This window comes from Methylobacillus sp. MM3 (genome assembly GCF_001645185.1).
In the GTDB taxonomy this organism is placed as follows: Bacteria; Pseudomonadota; Gammaproteobacteria; order Burkholderiales; family Methylophilaceae; genus MM2.
In genome coordinates this window covers 396036-414592 of the sequence record NZ_LXTQ01000001.1, presented here as the reverse complement: position 1 = coordinate 414592, position 18557 = coordinate 396036, and the positions used below count along the sequence as shown (strand labels likewise).

The window sequence follows — 18557 nt, the reverse complement described above, 5'->3', positions numbered from 1 at the left end:
GCACGCATTTTTTAAGATGCAGGTTGCCCCGAAATGGCTTGGAATAAGGCCTCATGATAATCATGAGCAGAATTTCCTGATATTTGCGCTGTTGCCTGATAGCCATGCTGAGGAGAATGGATACCGGACTTGCGGACAGTCTTTTTCGAGGCTGGCGGTGAGTTTCACGAATTACAAATTATTATCTTAAGGAGATATGCCATGTGGACCAAGCCTCAAGTTACCGAAATGCGTTTCGGCTTTGAAGTGACCATGTACGTTTGCAACCGCTAAGGTTGTGACGTCGCGGGGTCGCCGCAAGGCGGCCCCGCTTAACTCTCCAGGGCTCTTATGCCCTTAGCAGTCTGGATGATCTCATGCATATTCACGTTTTAGGTGCCGGCGCAGGTGGAGGGTTCCCGCAATGGAACTGCAATTGCCATAACTGCGATGGCCTGCGCAAAGGGACAATCAAAGCCCGCGCACGTACCCAGTCTTCGATCTGCGTCAGCGGCGACGGCGTTAACTGGGTGCTTTTCAATGCTTCGCCCGACGTGCTGAAGCAAATACAGGAATTCGCCCCTCTGCAGCCCGGTCGCGCGATTCGCGACACCGGTATTGCGGGCATCGTGCTGATCGACGCACAGATCGATCACACCACCGGCCTCTTGATGCTGCGCGAAGGCCAGCAGCAACGCGAAATCTACTGTACCGACATGGTGCAGCAGGATCTGACCACCGGTAATCCCTTGTTCAATATTCTCGGCCATTATTGCGGCGTTAACTGGCATCAAGTGCCGACCGACGGCCAATCGTTCGAAGTTCCGGGTGCCGCCAACCTGCGCTTCACGGCCTACCCGCTCAAGAGCGCCGCGCCGCCGTATTCGCCGCATCGTAATAACCCGCATCCCGGCGACACCATCGGCGTGCTGGTCGAAGACATGAGCAATGGCAAAAAGCTGTTTTACGCGCCGGGCCTGGGCGAAATCGAACCCCACCTTCCGCCTCTGTTCGAGCAGGCCGACTGCATCATGGTGGACGGTACGTTCTGGACCAATACCGAGATGATCGACATGGGCCTGATGACCAAGACCGCACGCTCCATCGGCCACCTGCCGCAATCCGGCGAAGGCGGCATGATGGAGGTGCTCTCCGCCTATCCCGAAGCACGCCGCGTGCTGATTCATATCAACAATACCAATCCCATCCTGAACGAGGAATCCCCGCAGCGCAAAGAGCTGGAAGCGAAGGGCATCGAGGTTTCCTACGACGGTATGGACATCATTCTTTAGGAGAAGCAAGGCATGAGCAACGCACCCTGGAGCCGCGAGGAATTCGAACAGAAACTGCGTGAGCGTGGTCGCGGCTATCACATTTACCATCCGTTTCACGTCCTGATGTATGAGGGCAAGCTGACGCAGAAGCAGATGCAGTGCTGGGTGGCGAATCGCTTCTATTATCAGACCGCGATCCCGATCAAGGATGCCGCCATACTCTCCAACTGCACGGATCGTGAGATTCGTCGCGGCTGGATACAGCGCATTATCGATCATGACGGCGGAGGCAGTATTGCCGAGGGCGGCGACGGCGGAATCGAAGCCTGGATCGGCCTTGGCGATGCGGTAGGGCTGACGCGCGAGGACGTGACCTCGATGAAATATGTGGTACCGGGTGCGCGTTTCGCGGTGGATGCCTATATCAACTTCGCTCGCCAGCGTCCGTGGCAGGAAGCCGTTTGCTCTTCGTTGACGGAGCTGTTTGCACCGCACATTCACCAGCAGCGCATCGATTCCTGGCCGGACAAATACCCTTGGGTGAAGCCGGAAGGCATGCAATATTTCAAGAACCGCCTCACCCAGGCTCGCCGGGATGTGCAACAGGGCCTGGACGTGACGCTGGAATATTTCAGCCAGAGCCGTGAAATGCAGGAACGTGCCTGCGAAATCCTGCAGTTCAAGCTGGATGTGCTATGGGCGCTGGCGGATTCCATCATGCTGGCGTGTTGTGACGTAAAAATAGAGGATGGCGTGCAATATGTCCGACAAGATCAGGTCTGAAGAAGTTTTTCGCCGTAATCCGCACTTCCGCTTTCAATGGGAAGAGGCGCAAGGCTGCTACGTGCTGCTGTTTCCTGAGGGCATGGTGAAGCTCAACGGCGGCGCCGGCGAAGTATTGAGCCGTCTGGATGGAAACAAGACCGTGGCTGCGCTTGTCGAAGAATTAAAGGCCGCATTTCCCGATGCGCCGGATCTGGAAAGCGATGTACTGGCCATGCTGGAGCTCGGCCTTGAAAAAATCTGGATCGTGAGGAACTGACATGTTGAATAACGGTGTTGCAGCACAAAGCACTCCCAAGCCGCTCTGGCTATTGGCGGAGGTGACCTACCGCTGCCCGTTGCATTGCGCGTTCTGCTATAACCCGACGGATTACGTCAGCCATACGCAGAATGAGCTGACGACCGATGAATGGATTCGGTCGTTGCGGGAAGCGCGCAAGATGGGCGCGCTGCAACTCGGCATTTCCGGCGGCGAGCCCTTGCTGCGCGACGATATCGAGGAAATCGTCGCGGAAGCTGGCAGCCTCGGTTATTACAGCAACCTGATCACCTCCGGTGTCGGCCTGACGGAAAAGCGCATCGCCGAATTCAAGCGCGGCGGGCTGGACCATATCCAGCTTTCGATGCACGACATCACCAAGGAAATCAACAACTTCATTACCGATACCAACACCTTTGAGTTGAAAAAGAAGGTAGCGGCAATGATCAAGGATTACGGTTATCCCATGGTGCTGAATGTAGTGATCCACCGCTACAACATCGAGCATATCGGCGAAATCCTGGAGATGGCAGAGGCGCTGGGCGCGGAATACGTCGAATTGGCCAACACGCAATATTACGGCTGGTCCCTGATCAACCGCGCGCAGCTGATGCCGACCCGCGAGCAACTGGAAAAAGCTGAAGCCGTGACCAACAAGTTCCGCGAGCGCGTCGGCAACAAGATGCGCGTGTTCTTCGTGGTGCCGGATTACTACTCCGACCGCCCCAAGAAATGCATGAATGGATGGGGCGAAGTCTTCATGATCGTCACCGCCAATGGCACCGTGCTCCCTTGCCATTCCGCGCGCGTGTTGCCCAACATGACCTTCCCGAATGTCCGCGAACACGGCCTGGAATGGGCATGGACGGAATCGCCCGCGTTCAACAAGTATCGCGGCGACAGCTGGATGAAGGAGCCTTGCCGTACCTGTCCGGAAAAAGAAAAGGATCTGGGCGGATGCCGCTGCCAGGCCTTCCTGTTGACGGGCGACGCGGAAAGCGCCGATCCGGTATGCTCGCTATCCCCCAACCACGACGTGATCCTGCAAGCCATCGAGGATGCCAAGAATCCGCAGATCGCTTCGCAGCCCATTGTGTTCCGCACAGACAAGAACTCTCACAAACTGGTCGAGGGCGAGCGCGAGCGGGTGGAGCAATTCCACGCCTTGCCATAAACCATAAGCCAATCTTTTCACATACTCGCGCCTTGCGCCGTATCCCTGCCCGAGGCGCGAGTATGAATGAATTCCGGAGCAAATCGGGCTTGCCTCCGTTGACCGATTCAGTCCTATTATCACAACAACATTAGGCGGGGCCGCTTCACGGTAATATCAGGCCGCGCATTGATGCGTTGGATTTTCGGCAGCGTCATTGCTGCCTGGAGCCGTGTACAATTGCTGCGGTTTACGCGAGATTCTCCGGCAAAAAGAAACTCTAAATGATCGCTGCAAGCCAAGAAGCTTATCCATCGTCATAAGAAGAAGATAGTTGCCTGCATTTTTACGAATAGGGCACTATCACAAATGAGAAAAATAGACTTTCATGATGCAATTCCCTGTTGTACCTGCTGATGCATAAGCACTCCTCATTTCTCATGTCGTTTGTTCTGGCCAGCCTTGCGGCGCTGGCTCCATTTGCAATCGATACCTATTTGCCGGCTTTTCCAGTAATGGCGCACGATCTCGGGTCAACCACGCTCGGCTTGCAGCAAAGCCTGACGGCATATCTGCTTCCGTATGCGGCGATGACCTTATGGCACGGCGCGATTTCCGATGCCATCGGCCGTCTGGCTGCGATACGTTGGGGGCTGATCGTGTTTGCGCTGGCTTCCATCGGCTGTGCGCTCGCACCCAATGTCGAAACGCTATGGTTTTTCCGGGCCCTGCAAGGTTTTTCGGCCGGGGCCGGCAATGTCGTGGCGCGCGCGATGGTGCGCGATCTGTTTGAAGGCGTTGCGGCACAGCGCGTGATGGCCCAGGTCCAGATGATTTTCGGTCTTGCGCCGGCTGTTGCGCCCATTATCGGCGGCTTGCTGCTCGGCATTCACTGGCAGGTAATCTTTGTTTTCCTGTTTCTGTATGCGCTGGTTGTTCTGGCTTCCGCTTATCGCTTTCTTCCGGAGACGGTTCCTGTTGAGCGACGCGTGCCTTTATCAGCATCTGCGGTAATGGGTGGGTATCGCAAGGTATTTTCCGATGAGGAATTTCGTCTGCTGGTAACGGCCTTCGGTGCAAATTTCGCAGGGTTTTTTATTTACGTCCTGGCAGCGCCTGTATTCCTGATCGAGCATCTTGGGCTGAATGAACATCAGTTCGGCATGATGTTCATACCTACGGTTCTCGGCATGGTGACCGGCTCCTGGTTTGCGCGACACTACGCCGGGAGATTCCCGACGGCCAGCATAATCCGCTTGGCGTACGGCTGGATGGCAGGTGCGGTATTGATCAATGTCGCCGTATGTATCTGGGCTCCTCCACAGCCATTATTCAATATTTTTCCGATTGCCCTTTATAACGTCGGCATGGCTTTCGCAATGCCGGTTTTATCCGTCGCCGCACTGGATCGTCACCCCCGTTTGCGCGGTACCGCTGCCTCGGGGCAGGCATTTATCCAGATGGTATTGTCGACCGTTTCGGCTGGTTTGATCATTCCGTTGCTCTGGCATCATCCTTTGGGACTCGCGTTGGGTATGGGAGCTTATTTGCTATTGGGATGGCTTAATGTCAGGAATTCCTCGCTCATGGAACGAGGAGAGATCGCAATAGGGAAGTAGGAAATGGAAGAATCGGCAGTTTGCACCGGCATTACGCATGTCGCCCTGCAATAGGTGCAGAAATTGACTGCTGCAAAAAAGGACTTGCTCGCCATCGGCTTGCACGATTCTGGAAAACAAAAAGGGAGGCGATTGCCTCCCTTTTTTATTTATTGCCCAACTCGGCGTCGGATTTATTCTACGAGCAGATCGCGTTTGCCGGTCTTGCCGTTGTTTTCATCCGCTTCCGGCAACGCATCCTTCTTGCTGGTAATCGTCGGCCAGACCTTGGCGAGACGGGCATTCAGCTCGATATATTCCTGCTGATCGGCGGGTACATCATCCTCGGCGAAAATCGCTTCGGCCGGGCACTCTGCGACGCACAGCGTGCAATCGATACACTCGTCCGGGTCGATGGCGAGGAAGTTCGGGCCTTCCACAAAACAATCGACCGGGCATACGTCCACGCAATCGGTGTACTTGCATTGGATACAGTTTTCGGTAACGACGTAAGTCATGATCTACTCCAGAAATTTAGCCTGATATTTTATCAGATAGATATTTGCATTCCCAGTCGCTCAGGCGACCATGCCGGCGCCGACGGTATTGTTGGTGCTTTCGTCGATGACGATGAAAGCGCCCGTGGCACGGTTTTCGGCATAAGCATCCACACATAGCGGTTGTGCGAGGCGGAAACTGATCCTGGCGATGTCATTCATGCCCAGACCTTGTACCGACTGCTGTTCCAGCGTGTTCACGTCGATGCGATATTCGATGGCGCCGACCTTGGCTTTCGATTCGCGCGTGGTGTGGCGGATGATATAGGTACGGGCCGGGGAGAGCGGCGTTTCCGAGAGCCAGCACAGCATGGCATCGAGTTGTTTCACCGGCTCCCTGGCTTCGCTGCTCTTGACGATCATGTCGCCACGCGAAATATCGATCTCGTCTTCCAGCAACAAAGTGACCGATTGCTCATGAATCGCCCGGTCCAGCTTGTCATTGCCGAGCTGGATGGCCTTGACCTTGCTGGCACGGCCGGACGGCAGCACGGTGACGGCATCGCCGACGGCAATTTCGCCGGATTCCACGCGGCCCATGAAGCCGCGGAAATCGTGCAGTTCAGGATCGTCGGAGGCCTGCGGGCGGCAGACATATTGCACCGGAAAGCGGAAGCTCTCGGCTTTTTCTGTATGCGCGGCAGGAACTGCTTCCAGCACGTCGAGCAGGGTGGGGCCGTTGTACCAGTTCATCTCGTCGCTGCGATCCACGATCATGTCGCCATTCAATGCCGACATCGGAATGAAACGAATGTCATGGCCTTCGCGCTGCAGGCCGATTTCTTTCGCAAACGCCAGGTAATCGGCGCGAATGCGGTCGAACACGGCCTGGTCGTAGTCCACCAGATCCATCTTGTTCACCGCGACAACGATATGCGGAATACCGACCAGATGCGCCAGGAAGGAGTGGCGGCGGGTTTGCGTCAGCACGCCCTTGCGCGCATCGATCAGGATGATAGCGAGGTTGGCAGTCGAAGCTGCCGTCACCATGTTGCGGGTGTACTGCTCATGCCCCGGCGCATCGGCAATGATGTACTTGCGCGTGCCGGTACTGAAATAGCGGTAGGCGACGTCGATGGTGATACCTTGCTCGCGCTCGGCTTGCAGACCGTCGGTGAGCAATGAAAGGTCGACCGCTTCCATGCCGCGTTTCCTGGATGTCTTTTCGATCTGCGTCAGCGTGTCGGCGAGGATGGTTTTGGTATCGAACAGCAGGCGACCGATCAGCGTGCTCTTGCCGTCGTCGACGCTGCCGCAGGTCATGAAGCGCAGCAGGCCATTGTCCTGGTGGTTAATCGGGGCATTCATTAGAAGTAACCTTCCTTCTTGCGTTGTTCCATGGAGGCGTCGGAGGTCTGGTCGTCCAGACGGGTCGCGCCGCGCTCGGTAATCGTAGTAGTTGCGGTTTCCAGCACGATCTTGGCGACGTTATCGGCATCGGACACGACTGGAGCCGTGCAAGTGATGTCGCCGACGGTGCGGAAGCGCACCTGCATATCGACGATTTCTTCGCCGGGTTTGGGTAGATTGATGACTTCACCGCTGGCCAACGGAACATTGACCGGCACTATGGCGCCGCCGCGCAGCACCACGTCACGCTGATGCGCAAAATAGATGCTGGGCAATTCCAGGCCTTCGCGCTCGATGTACTGCCACACGTCCATTTCAGTCCAGTTGGAGATCGGGAAGGCACGGATGTTTTCGCCCTTGTGCGAACGGGCGTTGTACAGGTTCCACAATTCCGGGCGCTGGTTTTTCGGATCCCATTGGCCGAATTCGTCGCGGAAACTCATGATGCGTTCCTTGGCGCGGGCCTTTTCCTCGTCGCGACGAGCGCCGCCGATGCAGGCATCGAACTCGAACTCGGCAATGGCTTCCAGCAGCGTCACAGACTGGTGCTTGTTGCGTGATTCGCCTTCATGCTTGAGCACTACGGTGCCGCGCTTGATCGAATCCTCCACGGAGCGGACGATCAGGCGTTCGCCCAGTTCGGCGGCACGCTTGTCGCGGAATTCGACCACTTCCTTGTAATTGTGGCCGGTGTCGATGTGCATCAGCGGAAAGGGGAATTTACCCGGCCGGAAGGCTTTTTCGGCCAGACGCAGCAGGCAGACGGAATCCTTGCCGCCGGAAAACAGCAATACCGGGCGTTCGCATTGGCCGGCCACTTCGCGCAGGATGTGGATGGCCTCGGCTTCGAGCCAATCCAGATGGGATAGAGTTTGGCGTGTCAGGGTAGTCATTTCGTTGTCTCAAACTTGATAGGCGTTACAGCACTGGCATTCTTGACGTGCAAGCCGCATTCCTTGCCGGCCTCGTCTTCCCACCACCAGCGTCCGGCACGGACGTCTTCGCCGACGGCGATGGCGCGGGTGCAAGGGGCACAGCCAATGCTGGGGTAGTGCTTGTCGTGGAGCGCATTATAAGGAACGTCGTTGGCGCGGATGTACTCCCACACTTCCTTCTCGGTCCAGTCTGCCAGAGGATTGAACTTGGTCAGGCCGTGGTCGGCATCGAACTCTTCCACCGGCATGTTGGCGCGGGTGGAGGCCTGCTGGCGGCGCATGCCGGTGATCCAGGCTTTTTGGCCGGCCAGGGCGCGTTTCAATGGCTCGACCTTGCGGATACCGCAGCAGGCCTTGCGCAGGTCGACGCTGTTGTAGAAGGCATTGATGCCATTGTCCTGCACGTATTGCTGGATGGCATCGGCCTGCGGATAGAACACGCGCAGTTCCACTTTGTCGCCGTAAGTTTCCTGTACTTTTGCCAGCAGATCGTAGGTCTCGGGGTTGAGGCGGCCGGTATCCAGCGAAAAAATGCTGATGCCGGGCGCATATCTGGCGACGAGGTCGGTCAGGACCATGTCTTCCGCACCAAGGCTGCTGGCGAGTGTGGCCGGGCTGAATTCGTTCTGGATACGTTCCAGCAATACCGCAACGGCGGCGATTTTTGCATCCAGGCTCATCAATCCACCTCGTCTTCATGGCTGGCCGGAGTGCGGCCTACGGTGACGGCATGCGCGGCAGCGACGCGCGCGTGGCGGCGCCATACCGGCAATGGGTTATCCACCGCGCCCTGATAGGGTTCGGAGAAATCGCGCAGGCTGGCCAGCGCTTCTTCCGCGGAGCGGTCGGCACGAATCGCGTAAGCATTGAAACCGCAGCGCTTCATGTAGAAGAGCTGGTCGCGCAGCACGTCGCCGATCGCGCGGATTTCATTGCGGTAACCGAAACGCGTGCGCAGCATCGTGGCGATGGTAAAGCCGCGACCGTCCACCGGACGCGGGAAATGGACGGCGATCACTGGCAGGCTGTTCAAGTCCGGCACGCTCGCCACCAGGTCCTCGACCAGTTCGAAGGTTTCCAGCCACAGGCCGACTTCACCGGCCGCGAGGCGCGGAGCAAGCTCTTCCTTGCGTGCCTGCCACACGGCCAGGGGTACGATGACCTTGCCGCCGGGAGGAATGTTGGTGCCGGCGATCTGTTCCGCGCTGGCGGCCTGTTCGCCGGTCAGCTTGAAAATCACGACCTTGCCAGCCTGCTTGCGTACGGTTTCCTCGGCCGGGGAGGCCAATTGCACGACGGCCCAGTCGTCCTGGACGATGGCATTGTTGCGGATCAGCTTAGACATGGGCGGCCTCCTTCTTTTCGCCGTAGACATGCTCCTTGAACGGCGCGACGCCGATGCGGCGAACGGTGTCGATGAAGCGCTCTTCATCGGTACGTTGTTCGATATAGGTTTCGATCAGCTTCTCCACCACGCCCGGCACTTCATCGGCCGCAAAGGACGGGCCGATGACGGTGCCGATGCTGGCGGAGTTGCCCTGGTTGCCGCCGATGGTGATCTGGTACCACTCGGAGCCGTCCTTGTCGACGCCCAGCACGCCGATATGGCCGACGTGATGGTGGCCGCAGGAGTTCATGCAGCCGGAAATGTTGAGGTCGAGATCGCCGATATCGTGCAGGTAGTCGAGGTCGTCGAACTTCTGCTGGATCGCTTGCGCAATCGGGATGCTCTTGGCATTGGCCAGCGAGCAGAAATCGCCGCCGGGGCAGCAGATGATGTCGGTGAGCAAGCCGATATTGGGCGTGGCGAAGCCGACTCTCACGGCTTCCTGCCATAGCTGGTAAAGATCGGATTTCTTGACGTCGGCCAGGATCAGGTTCTGCTCGTGCGACACACGCAGTTCGCCGAAACTGTAGCGGTCGGCAAGGAAAGCCACGCTGTCCATCTGGTCGGCCGTGGCGTCGCCGGGAGCGGTACCGGTGGGCTTGAGCGACAGTGTTACCGCGCGGTAACCCGGCACCTTGTGCGCATGCACATTGCGTTTTACCCAGTTGGCGAAGGCTTTGTCCGAAGCAAGCTTCTCATTGAATGCCGGCACGTCGTCACTCAATGTTTCGTAGGTGCGGTTGCGGAAGAAGCTGGCCACGCGGTCGAGTTCTTCCTGGGTGATCGTGGACGGGCCGTCCTTGATCTGCGCCCATTCGGCCTCGACCTGGCGTGCGAATTCCTCCGCACCCAGTGCCTTCACCAGAATCTTGATGCGGGCCTTGAATGCGTTGTCGCGACGGCCATAGCGGTTATAAACGCGCAGGATTGCTTCGCAATAGCTCAGCGCGTGTTGCCACGGCAAATGTTTGCGTATCATTGCGCCGATGGCCGGCGTGCGGCCCATGCCGCCGCCCACCCAGATTTCCAGGGCGACTTCGCCCTGTTCGTCAAGGTAGAAACCGAGGCCGATGTCATGCATCTGGATGATGGCGCGATCGGATTCGGCGCCGTTGACGGCGATCTTGAACTTGCGAGGCAGATAGGCAAACTCGGGATGGAAGGTGCTCCACTGACGCAGGATTTCCGCGTAGGGGCGCGCATCCACCACTTCGTCCGGCGCAACGCCGGCAAACTGGTCGGTGGTGATGTTACGCACGCAACTGCCGGAAGTCTGGATACCGTGCATCTGTACCGTCGCCAATTCCGCGAGAATATCGGGCACGCGCTCCAGTGCCGGCCAGTTGAACTGGACGTTCTGACGCGTGGAGAAGTGCGAGTAGCCGCGGTCATAGACGCGGGCGATATGCGCTAGCTTGCGCAACTGCCGTGAAGCCAGCAGGCCATAGGGGATCGCAATGCGCAGCATGGGCGCATGGCGCTGAATATAAAGGCCGTTTTGCAGGCGCAGCGGGCGGAATTCATCGTCGCTCAGTTCGCCGGCCAGATAGCGCCGTGTCTGATCGCGATATTGCGCCACGCGTTCGTCAACAATACGTTGGTCGATGTCGTCATAGATATACATGGTATGAGTACTTAGTAAAAACCGTTACAGAACAAATTTGAAGCCGATCAGCATCAGTACGCCGGCCAGAACCGGGCGCAAGACCTTCTCGGGTATTTTTGCGCTCAGGTGGCTACCTATCCAGATGCCGGGCAGGGATCCGACCAGCAGGCTACCGAGCAGCGTAAAATCGACATGGCCGAGCTGCCAATGGCCGAAGCCGCCGATCGCGGTCAGCGGAATCGCGTGGGCGAGGTCAGTGCCAACGACCTTGAGGGTCGGCAGGCGCGGATAAAGGAACAGCAGGGCGACGGTGCCCAAGGCACCCGCGCCTACGGAAGACATCGTCACCAATACGCCCAGCATCAGGCCGGTCAGCACCGTGGCCGGCGCCTGCAAATGATGGAAGCGGCCGGGCTGGTGTTCCTCGCTGGATTTTCCGGCCTTTTGCAAATAGGTGCGGAAAATCAGCGCGAGCGCGGTCAGGATGAGCGCGATGCCCAGAGTGAAGGTGATTATTCCGGAGGTTTCTTTGCCTATTCTGGCAAAGTGGTTGAGCACGAACAAGGTCGCGACCGCAGCCGGCAGGCTGCCTGCAGCCAGCAGGCCGACAATGCGCCATTCCACGGATTTGTGATTGCCGTGATGCACGAATACGCCGCCGGTTTTGGTGATGGCCGCGAACAGCAGGTCCGTGCCAACAGCCACTACCGGCTTGAATCCGAAGAGGAATACCAGCAATGGCGTCATCAGCGAGCCGCCGCCCACGCCCGTCACGCCGACAAGCATGCCGACCAGAAAGCCCGAAATTATAAAACCGAGGTCCACGCGAGAAAATCCAGGTAACTAAAGGGGATGAGGCACTATATCAGGAAAATATATCAACAAAATAATATGTTATTCTATAAATACTCAACTTTGGTTATATAGGAGTTCGTCAAAATGAAACTTCATCAGCTCCGATATATCCGTGAAGTGGCGCGCCAGGGACTCAATGTTTCTCTGGCGGCGGAAGCCCTGCATACCTCTCAGCCGGGTGTCAGCAAGCAGATCCAGTTGCTCGAGGAAGAACTCGATCTACAGATTTTCAAACGCAACGGCAAGCGGCTGATCGGAGTGACCGAACCTGGCCGGATTATTCTCGAACGCGCCGAACAGGTGCTGCGCGAGATGGAGAACATCAAGCGCGTCGGCGAGGAGTTCACGCACGACGATACCGGCAGTTTGACCATCGCCACGACGCACACCCAGGCGCGCTACCGCTTGCCGCCGGCAGTAACGGGCTTTATCGAAAAATATCCTGGCGTACGGCTGACCATCCATCAGGGCAGCCCATCGCAAGTAGCGGAGCAAGTCGTGGCTGCCGAGGCCGATATCGGCATCGCCACCGAGGCGATTACCGATTATCCCGAGCTTGTTTGCCTGCCGTGTTATCAGTGGAATCGCTGCGTGGTCGTGCCCAAAGGGCATCCGCTGCTCAAGGATACCCCGCTGACGCTGGAGAAAATCGCGCGCTATCCGGTGGTGACCTATGACTTCGCGTTTACCGGCGGCTCACTGATGACGCGGACCTTTTCCGAAAAAGGCCTGCATCCGAATTTCGTTCTCACTGCTATCGACGCCGACGTGATCAAGACCTATGTGACGCTCGGGCTGGGAATCGGCTTGCTGGCCAAGATGGCCTACGACTCCGATCGCGACGTCGGGTTGGAAATGCTCGATGCCAGCCATCTATTCCCGCCCAGCACCACGTATATCGGCATCCGCCGCGATTCCTATTTGCGCGGCTATATTTACGGCTTCATCCAGATGCTGGCGCCACACCTGGACCGCAAGGCGGTGGATGCGGCGTTGAAGCAGTCGACCTAGCTGGATTAATCTTTGCTGGCGTTTTCGCCGAAGCCGGTCATGATGGCGACGCCGCGCATGCGGTGATCGCCGCGCATGTAAACCAGGTAATACATGCCGGCCACGAATACCGAGCCGCCTACGATATTGCCCAGGGTGGCGGCAACAATATTATTGAGGAAGCTGGATGCGTTGAGGTGTGCCAGCGCTTCAGGGGCAATATGCGACGCGGCGACCACAGCCGGATCCTGTGCTGCCAGAAAACCCAGCGGAATGAAGAACATGTTGGCGATGCAGTGCTCGAAGCCCATGTTGACGAAAGCCGAGATCGGCAGGATCAGGCTCATGATGCGATCGGTGACGCTGCGCGCTGCATAGCACAGCCAGACGCCAAGACAGACCAGTACATTGCACAGAATGCCCTTGAAGAAGATTTCATTGAACGGCAGACTGGTCTTGGTCACGGCGACCTTGAGCGCCTGCGCACCGAAGGCAAGATCGACGGTATGCAGAATGCCGGAAGCATAGGCGAGCGCAACAGTGCCAAGGCAGCCGATCAGGTTGGCGAAATAGATCCAGAACCAGTTGCGCACGACGGCGCGCGTCCGCACCTTGCCTTGTGCCCAGGCCATGGCGATCAGGTTGTTGCTGGTGAATAGTTCCGCGCCGCCGACAATGCACAGGATCAGGCCGAGGCAGAACAGCATCGATCCGACCAGTTTCGGTAGGCCCTGCGCCATGCCGGTCAGGTAATTCATCGAGCCTAGCGAAATGAAGGTGCCGGCGAGGATGCCGAGTACCAGCATGCGATAGATGCTCATGCTGGCTTTGTAGGTTCCGACGGTTTCCACCCGGTAGGCCATTTCGGCAGGGGTATAGGCGTCGATAGAGCCTTGTTGCGTGTCGTCGGCCATGGTAATGCGTATCCGTGATTATTCGGGGGCGCGTATTATATCGGATACGGGTGAGTAAGGAATTGAACATGCAACGTTTATACGCTTTCATCGTGGGAGTTTTTCTGATCTCCTGCGCCAGTGCCGGCCCGATGCCGCCGATCAACCCCGATTCAGCGCTTTATATCGTCAAGGTCGAGCCCGGCGTGACGTATGACGATGTCGTGACCAGCCTCAAGGTGGCTGCCGAAGGCAAGAATTTCGTTAGCCCGGCCGTATTCCCGATTGGCGAACATATCAGGCAGCGTGGGCAGGAACTCCAAGGCATACTTGAAGTGCGTACCTATTGCAGTTTGAGCATCGGCGCCGAAGTGCTGCGCGACTATCCCGAATTCGCCGCCTTTGCGCCGTGCCGTATCGCGATTTACGAAAAGCAGGGGGCGCTGTACATGGCGCTGGATCGTCCCACTTATGCCTTGCGGTATTTGGGCGAAGTCAATCAGCGCGCGCGCGACGCTGCGAAGGAAATCGAGGATACGCTGATCTGGATGATGGACAAGGCGCGCAAAGGGGATATCTAGCTCACCGTCCGCATCGCAGGTACCATACCTTACGTTGCCCATCAGGAAAGCCCCATGACCGAACCCCTATTGATCGCCAAAAGCAAAAATCCGCTTTATCTATTGCCGCGCATGGCCAATCGCCACGGCTTGATTGCCGGCGCGACCGGTACAGGCAAGACTGTCACCCTGCAGGCGCTGGCCGAGCAGTTTTCCCACATTGGCGTGCCGGTGTTCATGGCCGATGTGAAAGGCGATCTTTCCGGCATGAGCCAGGCGGGCGGCGGTAACGCCAAGGTAGAGGCACGCGTGGCCGAATTGAGCCTCGATGGGTTCGTTTACAGCGCGACGCCTGTCGTATTCTGGGATGTGTTCGGCAAAAAAGGCCATCCGGTGCGCGCAACCGTATCGGACATGGGGCCGTTGCTGCTGTCGCGCATGCTGAATCTGAACGAGACCCAGACCGGCGTACTGACGGCGGTATTCAAGATTGCCGACGACAATGGCATGTTGCTGCTCGATCTGAAAGACCTGCGCGCGATCCTGCAGCATGCAGCCGAGAATTCATCGCAATTCACCACCGAGTACGGCAACATCTCGACCGCCAGCGTCGGCGCGATCCAGCGCGGCCTGCTGCAGCTGGAGCATGAGGGAGGCGAGCAACTGTTCGGCGAGCCGATGCTGAATCTCGACGATCTGATGCAGACGGACGAAAAAGGGCGGGGTGTCATCAATATCCTGGCTGCCGACGCGCTGTATAATTCGCCGCGGGCTTATGCCACCTTGCTGCTGTGGCTGCTGGCCGAACTGTTCGAGAATCTGCCGGAGGTCGGCGACCTCGACAAGCCCAAACTGGTGTTTTTTTTCGATGAAGCACACCTGTTGTTCACCGATGCCCCTCCGGCGCTGCTGTCCAAGATCGAGCAGGTGGTTCGCTTGATTCGTTCCAAAGGCGTAGGCGTGTATTTCGTCAGCCAGAATCCGCTGGATATTCCCGATATGGTGCTGGGTCAGCTGGGCAACCGCGTGCAGCATGCGTTGCGCGCATTTACGCCGCGCGATCAGAAAGCGGTCAAGTCCGCGGCAGAAACTTTCCGGCCGAATCCTGAAGTCGATGTGGAGTCTGCGATTACCGAGTTGGGCGTAGGCGAGGCACTGGTATCGTTCCTGGATGAAAAAGGCCGGCCGAATCCGGTCGAGCGCGCATTTATCTGCCCGCCGGGCAGCCGCCTGGGTGCGACGACAGATGACGAGCGGCTGCAGACGATACGAAGTTCCTTGCTGTATGGACATTACGAAAAGCAGGTGGATCGCGAGTCTGCCTACGAAATCCTCAAGAGCCGGGCGGCCGAGTCGGCAACGGAGGCTCCGGCGGAGCAGGACAAGGGATTCAATTGGGGCGAGTTGCTCGGTGGTTCCACGGGGCCGCGTGGCGGCAAGCGCGAAGGCGTGATCGAAGCCGCTGCCAAGAATGCCGCACGCGCCATCGGTTCGGAACTGGGCCGGCAGATCATACGCGGTGTACTGGGTTCGCTGCTGGGCGGCAGCAAGCGCCGCTAACAAAACTTAAGATTGAAGGGTAAGAGATGGGAAATAAATTTGTAACTGTTTTGTTGTCGGCCGCGATGGGCCTATCCCTGTCTGCTTGCAGCAGCATGAGTATGGACAAGGTCTGGCCATTTGGCGACAAGGCCTCGCCTGACCAGCCCAAGCGTTTGGCCAATGCTATCGAATATCAATGCGAAGGCGGCAAGCGTTTTTATGTACGCTATGCAGATAACGGCAACACTGCCTGGCTGATTTATCCCGACCGGGAAGTCTCGCTGGCCAAGGAGGCTTCTGCCGCTCGCTATACCAACGGCATCGCAGTGCTGGAAATCAATGGTACGGAAGCCACGCTGAAGGATGGGCCGGCAATTGCCTACACCGGCTGCAAGTCTGCCGGGAAATAGCCCGTCGTGCATGATTGGATAGGCAGTATTGCCGCCACGCTGACAACGACGGCATTTATCCCGCAGGCGTGGCAGGTCTGGCGTACGCGCCATACAAAGGACATTTCGCTCGGCATGTACGCCATCTTCACCGCCGGGGTGGCGTTATGGGCGATTTATGGCGTGATGATCGCCTCCTGGCCGGTCATCATCGCCAATTGCATCACCCTGGTTCTGGCGGGTGCGGTATTAGTGATGAAAATCCGTTTCGGTTGACGGCTCGGAGTTTATTTTGCTCCCCCGCCCTGACTCCTGACCCAGGCAATCAATTTCAATACTTCATCCGGCGACAGGCCATTCTTGGGATCGTTCGGGTCCATTACGCCTTTGCCTTTTCCGCTCATGCCGGCATTGGTGCCCGCCCAAATGATTTCAAACATGCCTTTATCGGTCGCACTCTTGGCGTGGTTCAGTTTGGGCCCGGTCAATCCGCCCGCCGTTTGGCCCTGCGCCTGAGCGCCGTGGCACTGCGCGCATGAATAAAGCTGGTACAGCTTTTTACCCTCGGCAATGGCTGCCTGATCGCCAATGTAAGGGTTCTGTCCGGTTGCCATGAATTTCTTTGCTTGTTCGGTATCAGGCTGGATATTGAGCGGTTTACCGTCCTTGGTATCGACGAACTGCTCGGCTGCGCTTGCCGGTAAGGCATTCAGGCAAACGAGGCTGGATGTAACGAGTATTGCCATTCTGACAGGGTAGCTTTGCATGATAACCTCCAGGGGAGTTTGGGAATGGAGGGTTTGCATCGGAAATGAGGAAAAGCGCCCTCACTCTTTATAAGAATCATGTCAGAGGATGAAGTTCCCTGCTGCCTGACCCAACTGCTCCCGCAAGCGCGGCTTGCGGGAGCAGTTTCTTGTGGTTACGAAGCGAACTAGTTTACCGCCCCTCCGCCGCTCAGGCTTCTCACCCAGGCAATGACTTTCAGGATTTCATCCGGCGTCATGCCGTTGTTGGGGTCGGTCGGGTCCATGAGCCCCTTGCCCTTGGCGCCCATGCCGCCATTGGTGCCTGCCCAGATGGTCTCGAACATGCCTTTGTCGGTGGTGTTCTTGGCATAGTGATAATTCGGCCCGGTGAGCGCCGGGCCCGTTTGCCCTTGGGCATTGCCACCGTGGCATTGCGTGCAGGAGTAGAGTTGGAACAGTTTCTTGCCGCGTGCGCTGGCTTCCTTGTTGCCGTTGTAGGGATTTTCTCCGGTTTCCTGGAATTTCTTGGCTTGCGGTGTATCGAACAGCTCCGGTTTGATCCCCAGCGGTTTGCCGTCCTTGGTGTCCACGAATTCCTTGCTGGCGGCAAGGGCGGACGGAGCGGCGGCGATGGTACCGGCAGTAAGAAGGATAGCCAGCGTAATGGTAAGGTTTCGCATGATAAACTCCTCGAAAGGCGATAGTTAAAGAGCTGCCATAACCAGCCTTGTTATTCACTGCTTGTGTGCTTTATTGGTTAGATGACTGCGTAAACACCCGGCTGGCAAGAATGTCGTCGGCTTCTATCGTCAACAAATCCTGGCGCGTCAGAGCCTTGTCGTGGCTGGCGAACAGGCGGTTGGCCTGCCGTAGCCGCGCACGGTCCAGCGCGTTGCGTATGGAGCGTGCATTGGCAAAGTTCGGCATCTCCATGCGCTTGACGATATATTCGGCAAACGTTTTTTCGCCTTCCGGGCTGAAACGGTAGTTGAGCCCGGCCATCATCAGCTTGGCGATCTCAAGCAATTCATCCGGGGTGTAATCCGGAAAATCGATGTGATGCGCAATGCGCGACGACATGCCGGGATTGCTTAGGAAAAACCTGTCCATGCGATCCTTGTATCCGGCGAGGATCACTACCAGATCCTCGCGCTGATTCTCCATTACCTGGAGCAGGATTTCGATGGCTTCTGCGCCATAATCGCGTTCATTTTCGGGCTTGTAGAGATAGTAGGCCTCGTCGATGAACAGTACGCCTCCCATGGCTTTTTTTAGTACCTCCCTGGTTTTTGGTGCGGTGTGGCCGATGTATTGGCCGACAAGATCGTCGCGCGTGACGGCCACCACGTGTCCTTCGCGAACGTAACCCAGCCGATGAAGTATCTCGGCCATGCGCATGGCGACCGTGGTCTTGCCGGTCCCCGGATTGCCGGTAAAGCACATATGCAGCGAGGGCGATTGCGCTCTCAATTGCACCTGCTCGCGCAGTTTGTCTACCAGCAGCAGGGCGGCGATCTCGCGAATGCGGCTCTTGACCGGCTTGAGGCCAATCAGCTCCCGGTCCAGTTGGTCGAGCACCTCCTGGATGTTGGATTCCTCGTAAACCTTGTTGAGGTCGACGGGTGTGCTGTCGGGAATGTCATTCACGGCGGCTGACTCGCATAAAAAGCCGTACCCCGCAAGGGGAGGACAGGATAC

The 18557-nt window shown here is 57.5% G+C and carries 22 protein-coding genes; 11 read left to right on the top strand and 11 right to left on the bottom strand.

Annotation, left to right across the window (positions count from 1 at the left end; translation table 11 throughout):
- The first annotated feature begins 201 nt into the window (after positions 1-201).
- From pqqA to A7976_RS02005, 6 genes are all read left to right on the top strand, one after another.
- On the top strand, positions 202-273 hold the full coding sequence (gene pqqA / locus A7976_RS15420) for a pyrroloquinoline quinone precursor peptide PqqA (RefSeq protein ID WP_082877972.1): 72 nt from the start codon (positions 202-204) through the stop codon (positions 271-273).
- 83 nt (positions 274-356) lie between these two features.
- On the top strand, positions 357-1271 hold the full coding sequence (pqqB, locus tag A7976_RS02025) for a pyrroloquinoline quinone biosynthesis protein PqqB (RefSeq protein ID WP_067106255.1): 915 nt from the start codon (positions 357-359) through the stop codon (positions 1269-1271).
- A gap of 12 nt (positions 1272-1283) precedes the next feature.
- Positions 1284-2036: a pyrroloquinoline-quinone synthase PqqC gene (gene pqqC, locus A7976_RS02020; RefSeq protein ID WP_067106254.1), complete on the top strand. Its 753-nt coding sequence runs from the start codon at positions 1284-1286 to the stop codon at positions 2034-2036.
- Positions 2014-2295: a pyrroloquinoline quinone biosynthesis peptide chaperone PqqD gene (gene pqqD, locus A7976_RS02015; protein WP_067106252.1), complete on the top strand. Its 282-nt coding sequence runs from the start codon at positions 2014-2016 to the stop codon at positions 2293-2295. The genes pqqC and pqqD overlap by 23 nt, the downstream gene beginning before the upstream one ends.
- Position 2296: 1 nt before the next feature.
- Positions 2297-3469, top strand: a complete 1173-nt coding sequence (pqqE, locus tag A7976_RS02010; RefSeq protein WP_067106249.1) for a pyrroloquinoline quinone biosynthesis protein PqqE — start codon at positions 2297-2299, stop codon at positions 3467-3469.
- 419 nt (positions 3470-3888) lie between these two features.
- Positions 3889-5067 (top strand): multidrug effflux MFS transporter, encoded by a 1179-nt coding sequence (locus tag A7976_RS02005; RefSeq protein ID WP_240483766.1) that lies wholly within the window; start codon positions 3889-3891, stop codon positions 5065-5067.
- 173 nt (positions 5068-5240) lie between these two features.
- Here the strand turns inward: A7976_RS02005 and fdxA are convergent, their stop codons facing one another.
- The 7 genes from fdxA to A7976_RS01970 are packed head-to-tail and all read right to left on the bottom strand — an operon-like array spanning position 5241 to position 11706.
- Complete coding sequence (gene fdxA / locus A7976_RS02000) at positions 5241-5564, bottom strand: ferredoxin FdxA (RefSeq protein WP_067106245.1); 324 nt, start codon at positions 5562-5564, stop codon at positions 5241-5243.
- A gap of 60 nt (positions 5565-5624) precedes the next feature.
- On the bottom strand, positions 5625-6911 hold the full coding sequence (gene cysN / locus A7976_RS01995) for a sulfate adenylyltransferase subunit CysN (protein ID WP_067106243.1): 1287 nt from the start codon (positions 6909-6911) through the stop codon (positions 5625-5627).
- A complete protein-coding gene (gene cysD, locus A7976_RS01990) occupies positions 6911-7846 on the bottom strand; it encodes a sulfate adenylyltransferase subunit CysD (RefSeq protein WP_067106241.1) in 936 nt (311 codons plus the stop codon). Before cysD ends, cysN begins: the two co-directional genes overlap by 1 nt.
- Positions 7843-8568 (bottom strand): phosphoadenylyl-sulfate reductase, encoded by a 726-nt coding sequence (locus A7976_RS01985; RefSeq protein WP_067106239.1) that lies wholly within the window; start codon positions 8566-8568, stop codon positions 7843-7845. The genes cysD and A7976_RS01985 overlap by 4 nt, the downstream gene beginning before the upstream one ends.
- Positions 8568-9233, bottom strand: a complete 666-nt coding sequence (locus A7976_RS01980; RefSeq protein WP_067106237.1) for a DUF934 domain-containing protein — start codon at positions 9231-9233, stop codon at positions 8568-8570. The genes A7976_RS01985 and A7976_RS01980 overlap by 1 nt, the downstream gene beginning before the upstream one ends.
- Positions 9226-10899 (bottom strand): nitrite/sulfite reductase, encoded by a 1674-nt coding sequence (locus A7976_RS01975; protein WP_067106235.1) that lies wholly within the window; start codon positions 10897-10899, stop codon positions 9226-9228. The genes A7976_RS01980 and A7976_RS01975 overlap by 8 nt, the downstream gene beginning before the upstream one ends.
- Before the next feature lie 24 nt (positions 10900-10923).
- Entirely contained in the window at positions 10924-11706 is a 783-nt protein-coding gene (locus tag A7976_RS01970) for a sulfite exporter TauE/SafE family protein (protein WP_067106234.1), read from the bottom strand.
- Between the two features lie 114 nt (positions 11707-11820).
- Between A7976_RS01970 and A7976_RS01965 the strand changes: the two genes are divergently transcribed.
- The gene (locus A7976_RS01965; RefSeq protein ID WP_067106231.1) at positions 11821-12747 is read left to right on the top strand and encodes a CysB family HTH-type transcriptional regulator; all 927 of its coding nucleotides are present in this window, start codon (positions 11821-11823) and stop codon (positions 12745-12747) included.
- Between the two features lie 5 nt (positions 12748-12752).
- On the opposite strand, the gene A7976_RS01960 is transcribed toward A7976_RS01965, so the two are convergent.
- Entirely contained in the window at positions 12753-13640 is an 888-nt protein-coding gene (locus A7976_RS01960; protein ID WP_067106229.1) for a formate/nitrite transporter family protein, read from the bottom strand.
- Positions 13641-13708: 68 nt separating this feature from the next.
- Between A7976_RS01960 and A7976_RS01955 the strand changes: the two genes are divergently transcribed.
- The 4 genes from A7976_RS01955 (at position 13709) to A7976_RS01940 (ending at position 16386) form a co-directional block, all read left to right on the top strand.
- On the top strand, positions 13709-14200 hold the full coding sequence (locus A7976_RS01955; protein ID WP_082877926.1) for a DUF302 domain-containing protein: 492 nt from the start codon (positions 13709-13711) through the stop codon (positions 14198-14200).
- A 54-nt stretch (positions 14201-14254) separates the two neighbouring features.
- On the top strand, positions 14255-15739 hold the full coding sequence (locus tag A7976_RS01950) for a helicase HerA-like domain-containing protein (RefSeq protein ID WP_067106226.1): 1485 nt from the start codon (positions 14255-14257) through the stop codon (positions 15737-15739).
- A gap of 101 nt (positions 15740-15840) precedes the next feature.
- Positions 15841-16131 (top strand): MliC family protein, encoded by a 291-nt coding sequence (locus A7976_RS01945; protein WP_240483765.1) that lies wholly within the window; start codon positions 15841-15843, stop codon positions 16129-16131.
- A 6-nt stretch (positions 16132-16137) separates the two neighbouring features.
- A complete protein-coding gene (locus tag A7976_RS01940; RefSeq protein WP_067106222.1) occupies positions 16138-16386 on the top strand; it encodes a SemiSWEET transporter in 249 nt (82 codons plus the stop codon).
- Between the two features lie 11 nt (positions 16387-16397).
- Here A7976_RS01940 and A7976_RS01935 read toward each other — a convergent pair whose 3' ends face one another.
- The 3 genes from A7976_RS01935 to cbbX all read right to left on the bottom strand — a co-directional run bounded on the left by A7976_RS01935 (position 16398) and on the right by cbbX (position 18497).
- Complete coding sequence (locus tag A7976_RS01935) at positions 16398-16877, bottom strand: c-type cytochrome (protein ID WP_067106220.1); 480 nt, start codon at positions 16875-16877, stop codon at positions 16398-16400.
- Between the two features lie 167 nt (positions 16878-17044).
- Positions 17045-17539: a cytochrome c gene (locus A7976_RS01930; RefSeq protein ID WP_067106217.1), complete on the bottom strand. Its 495-nt coding sequence runs from the start codon at positions 17537-17539 to the stop codon at positions 17045-17047.
- Positions 17540-17609: 70 nt separating this feature from the next.
- Positions 17610-18497, bottom strand: a complete 888-nt coding sequence (gene cbbX, locus A7976_RS01925; RefSeq protein ID WP_371440600.1) for a CbbX protein — start codon at positions 18495-18497, stop codon at positions 17610-17612.
- Positions 18498-18557 lie beyond the last annotated feature (60 nt).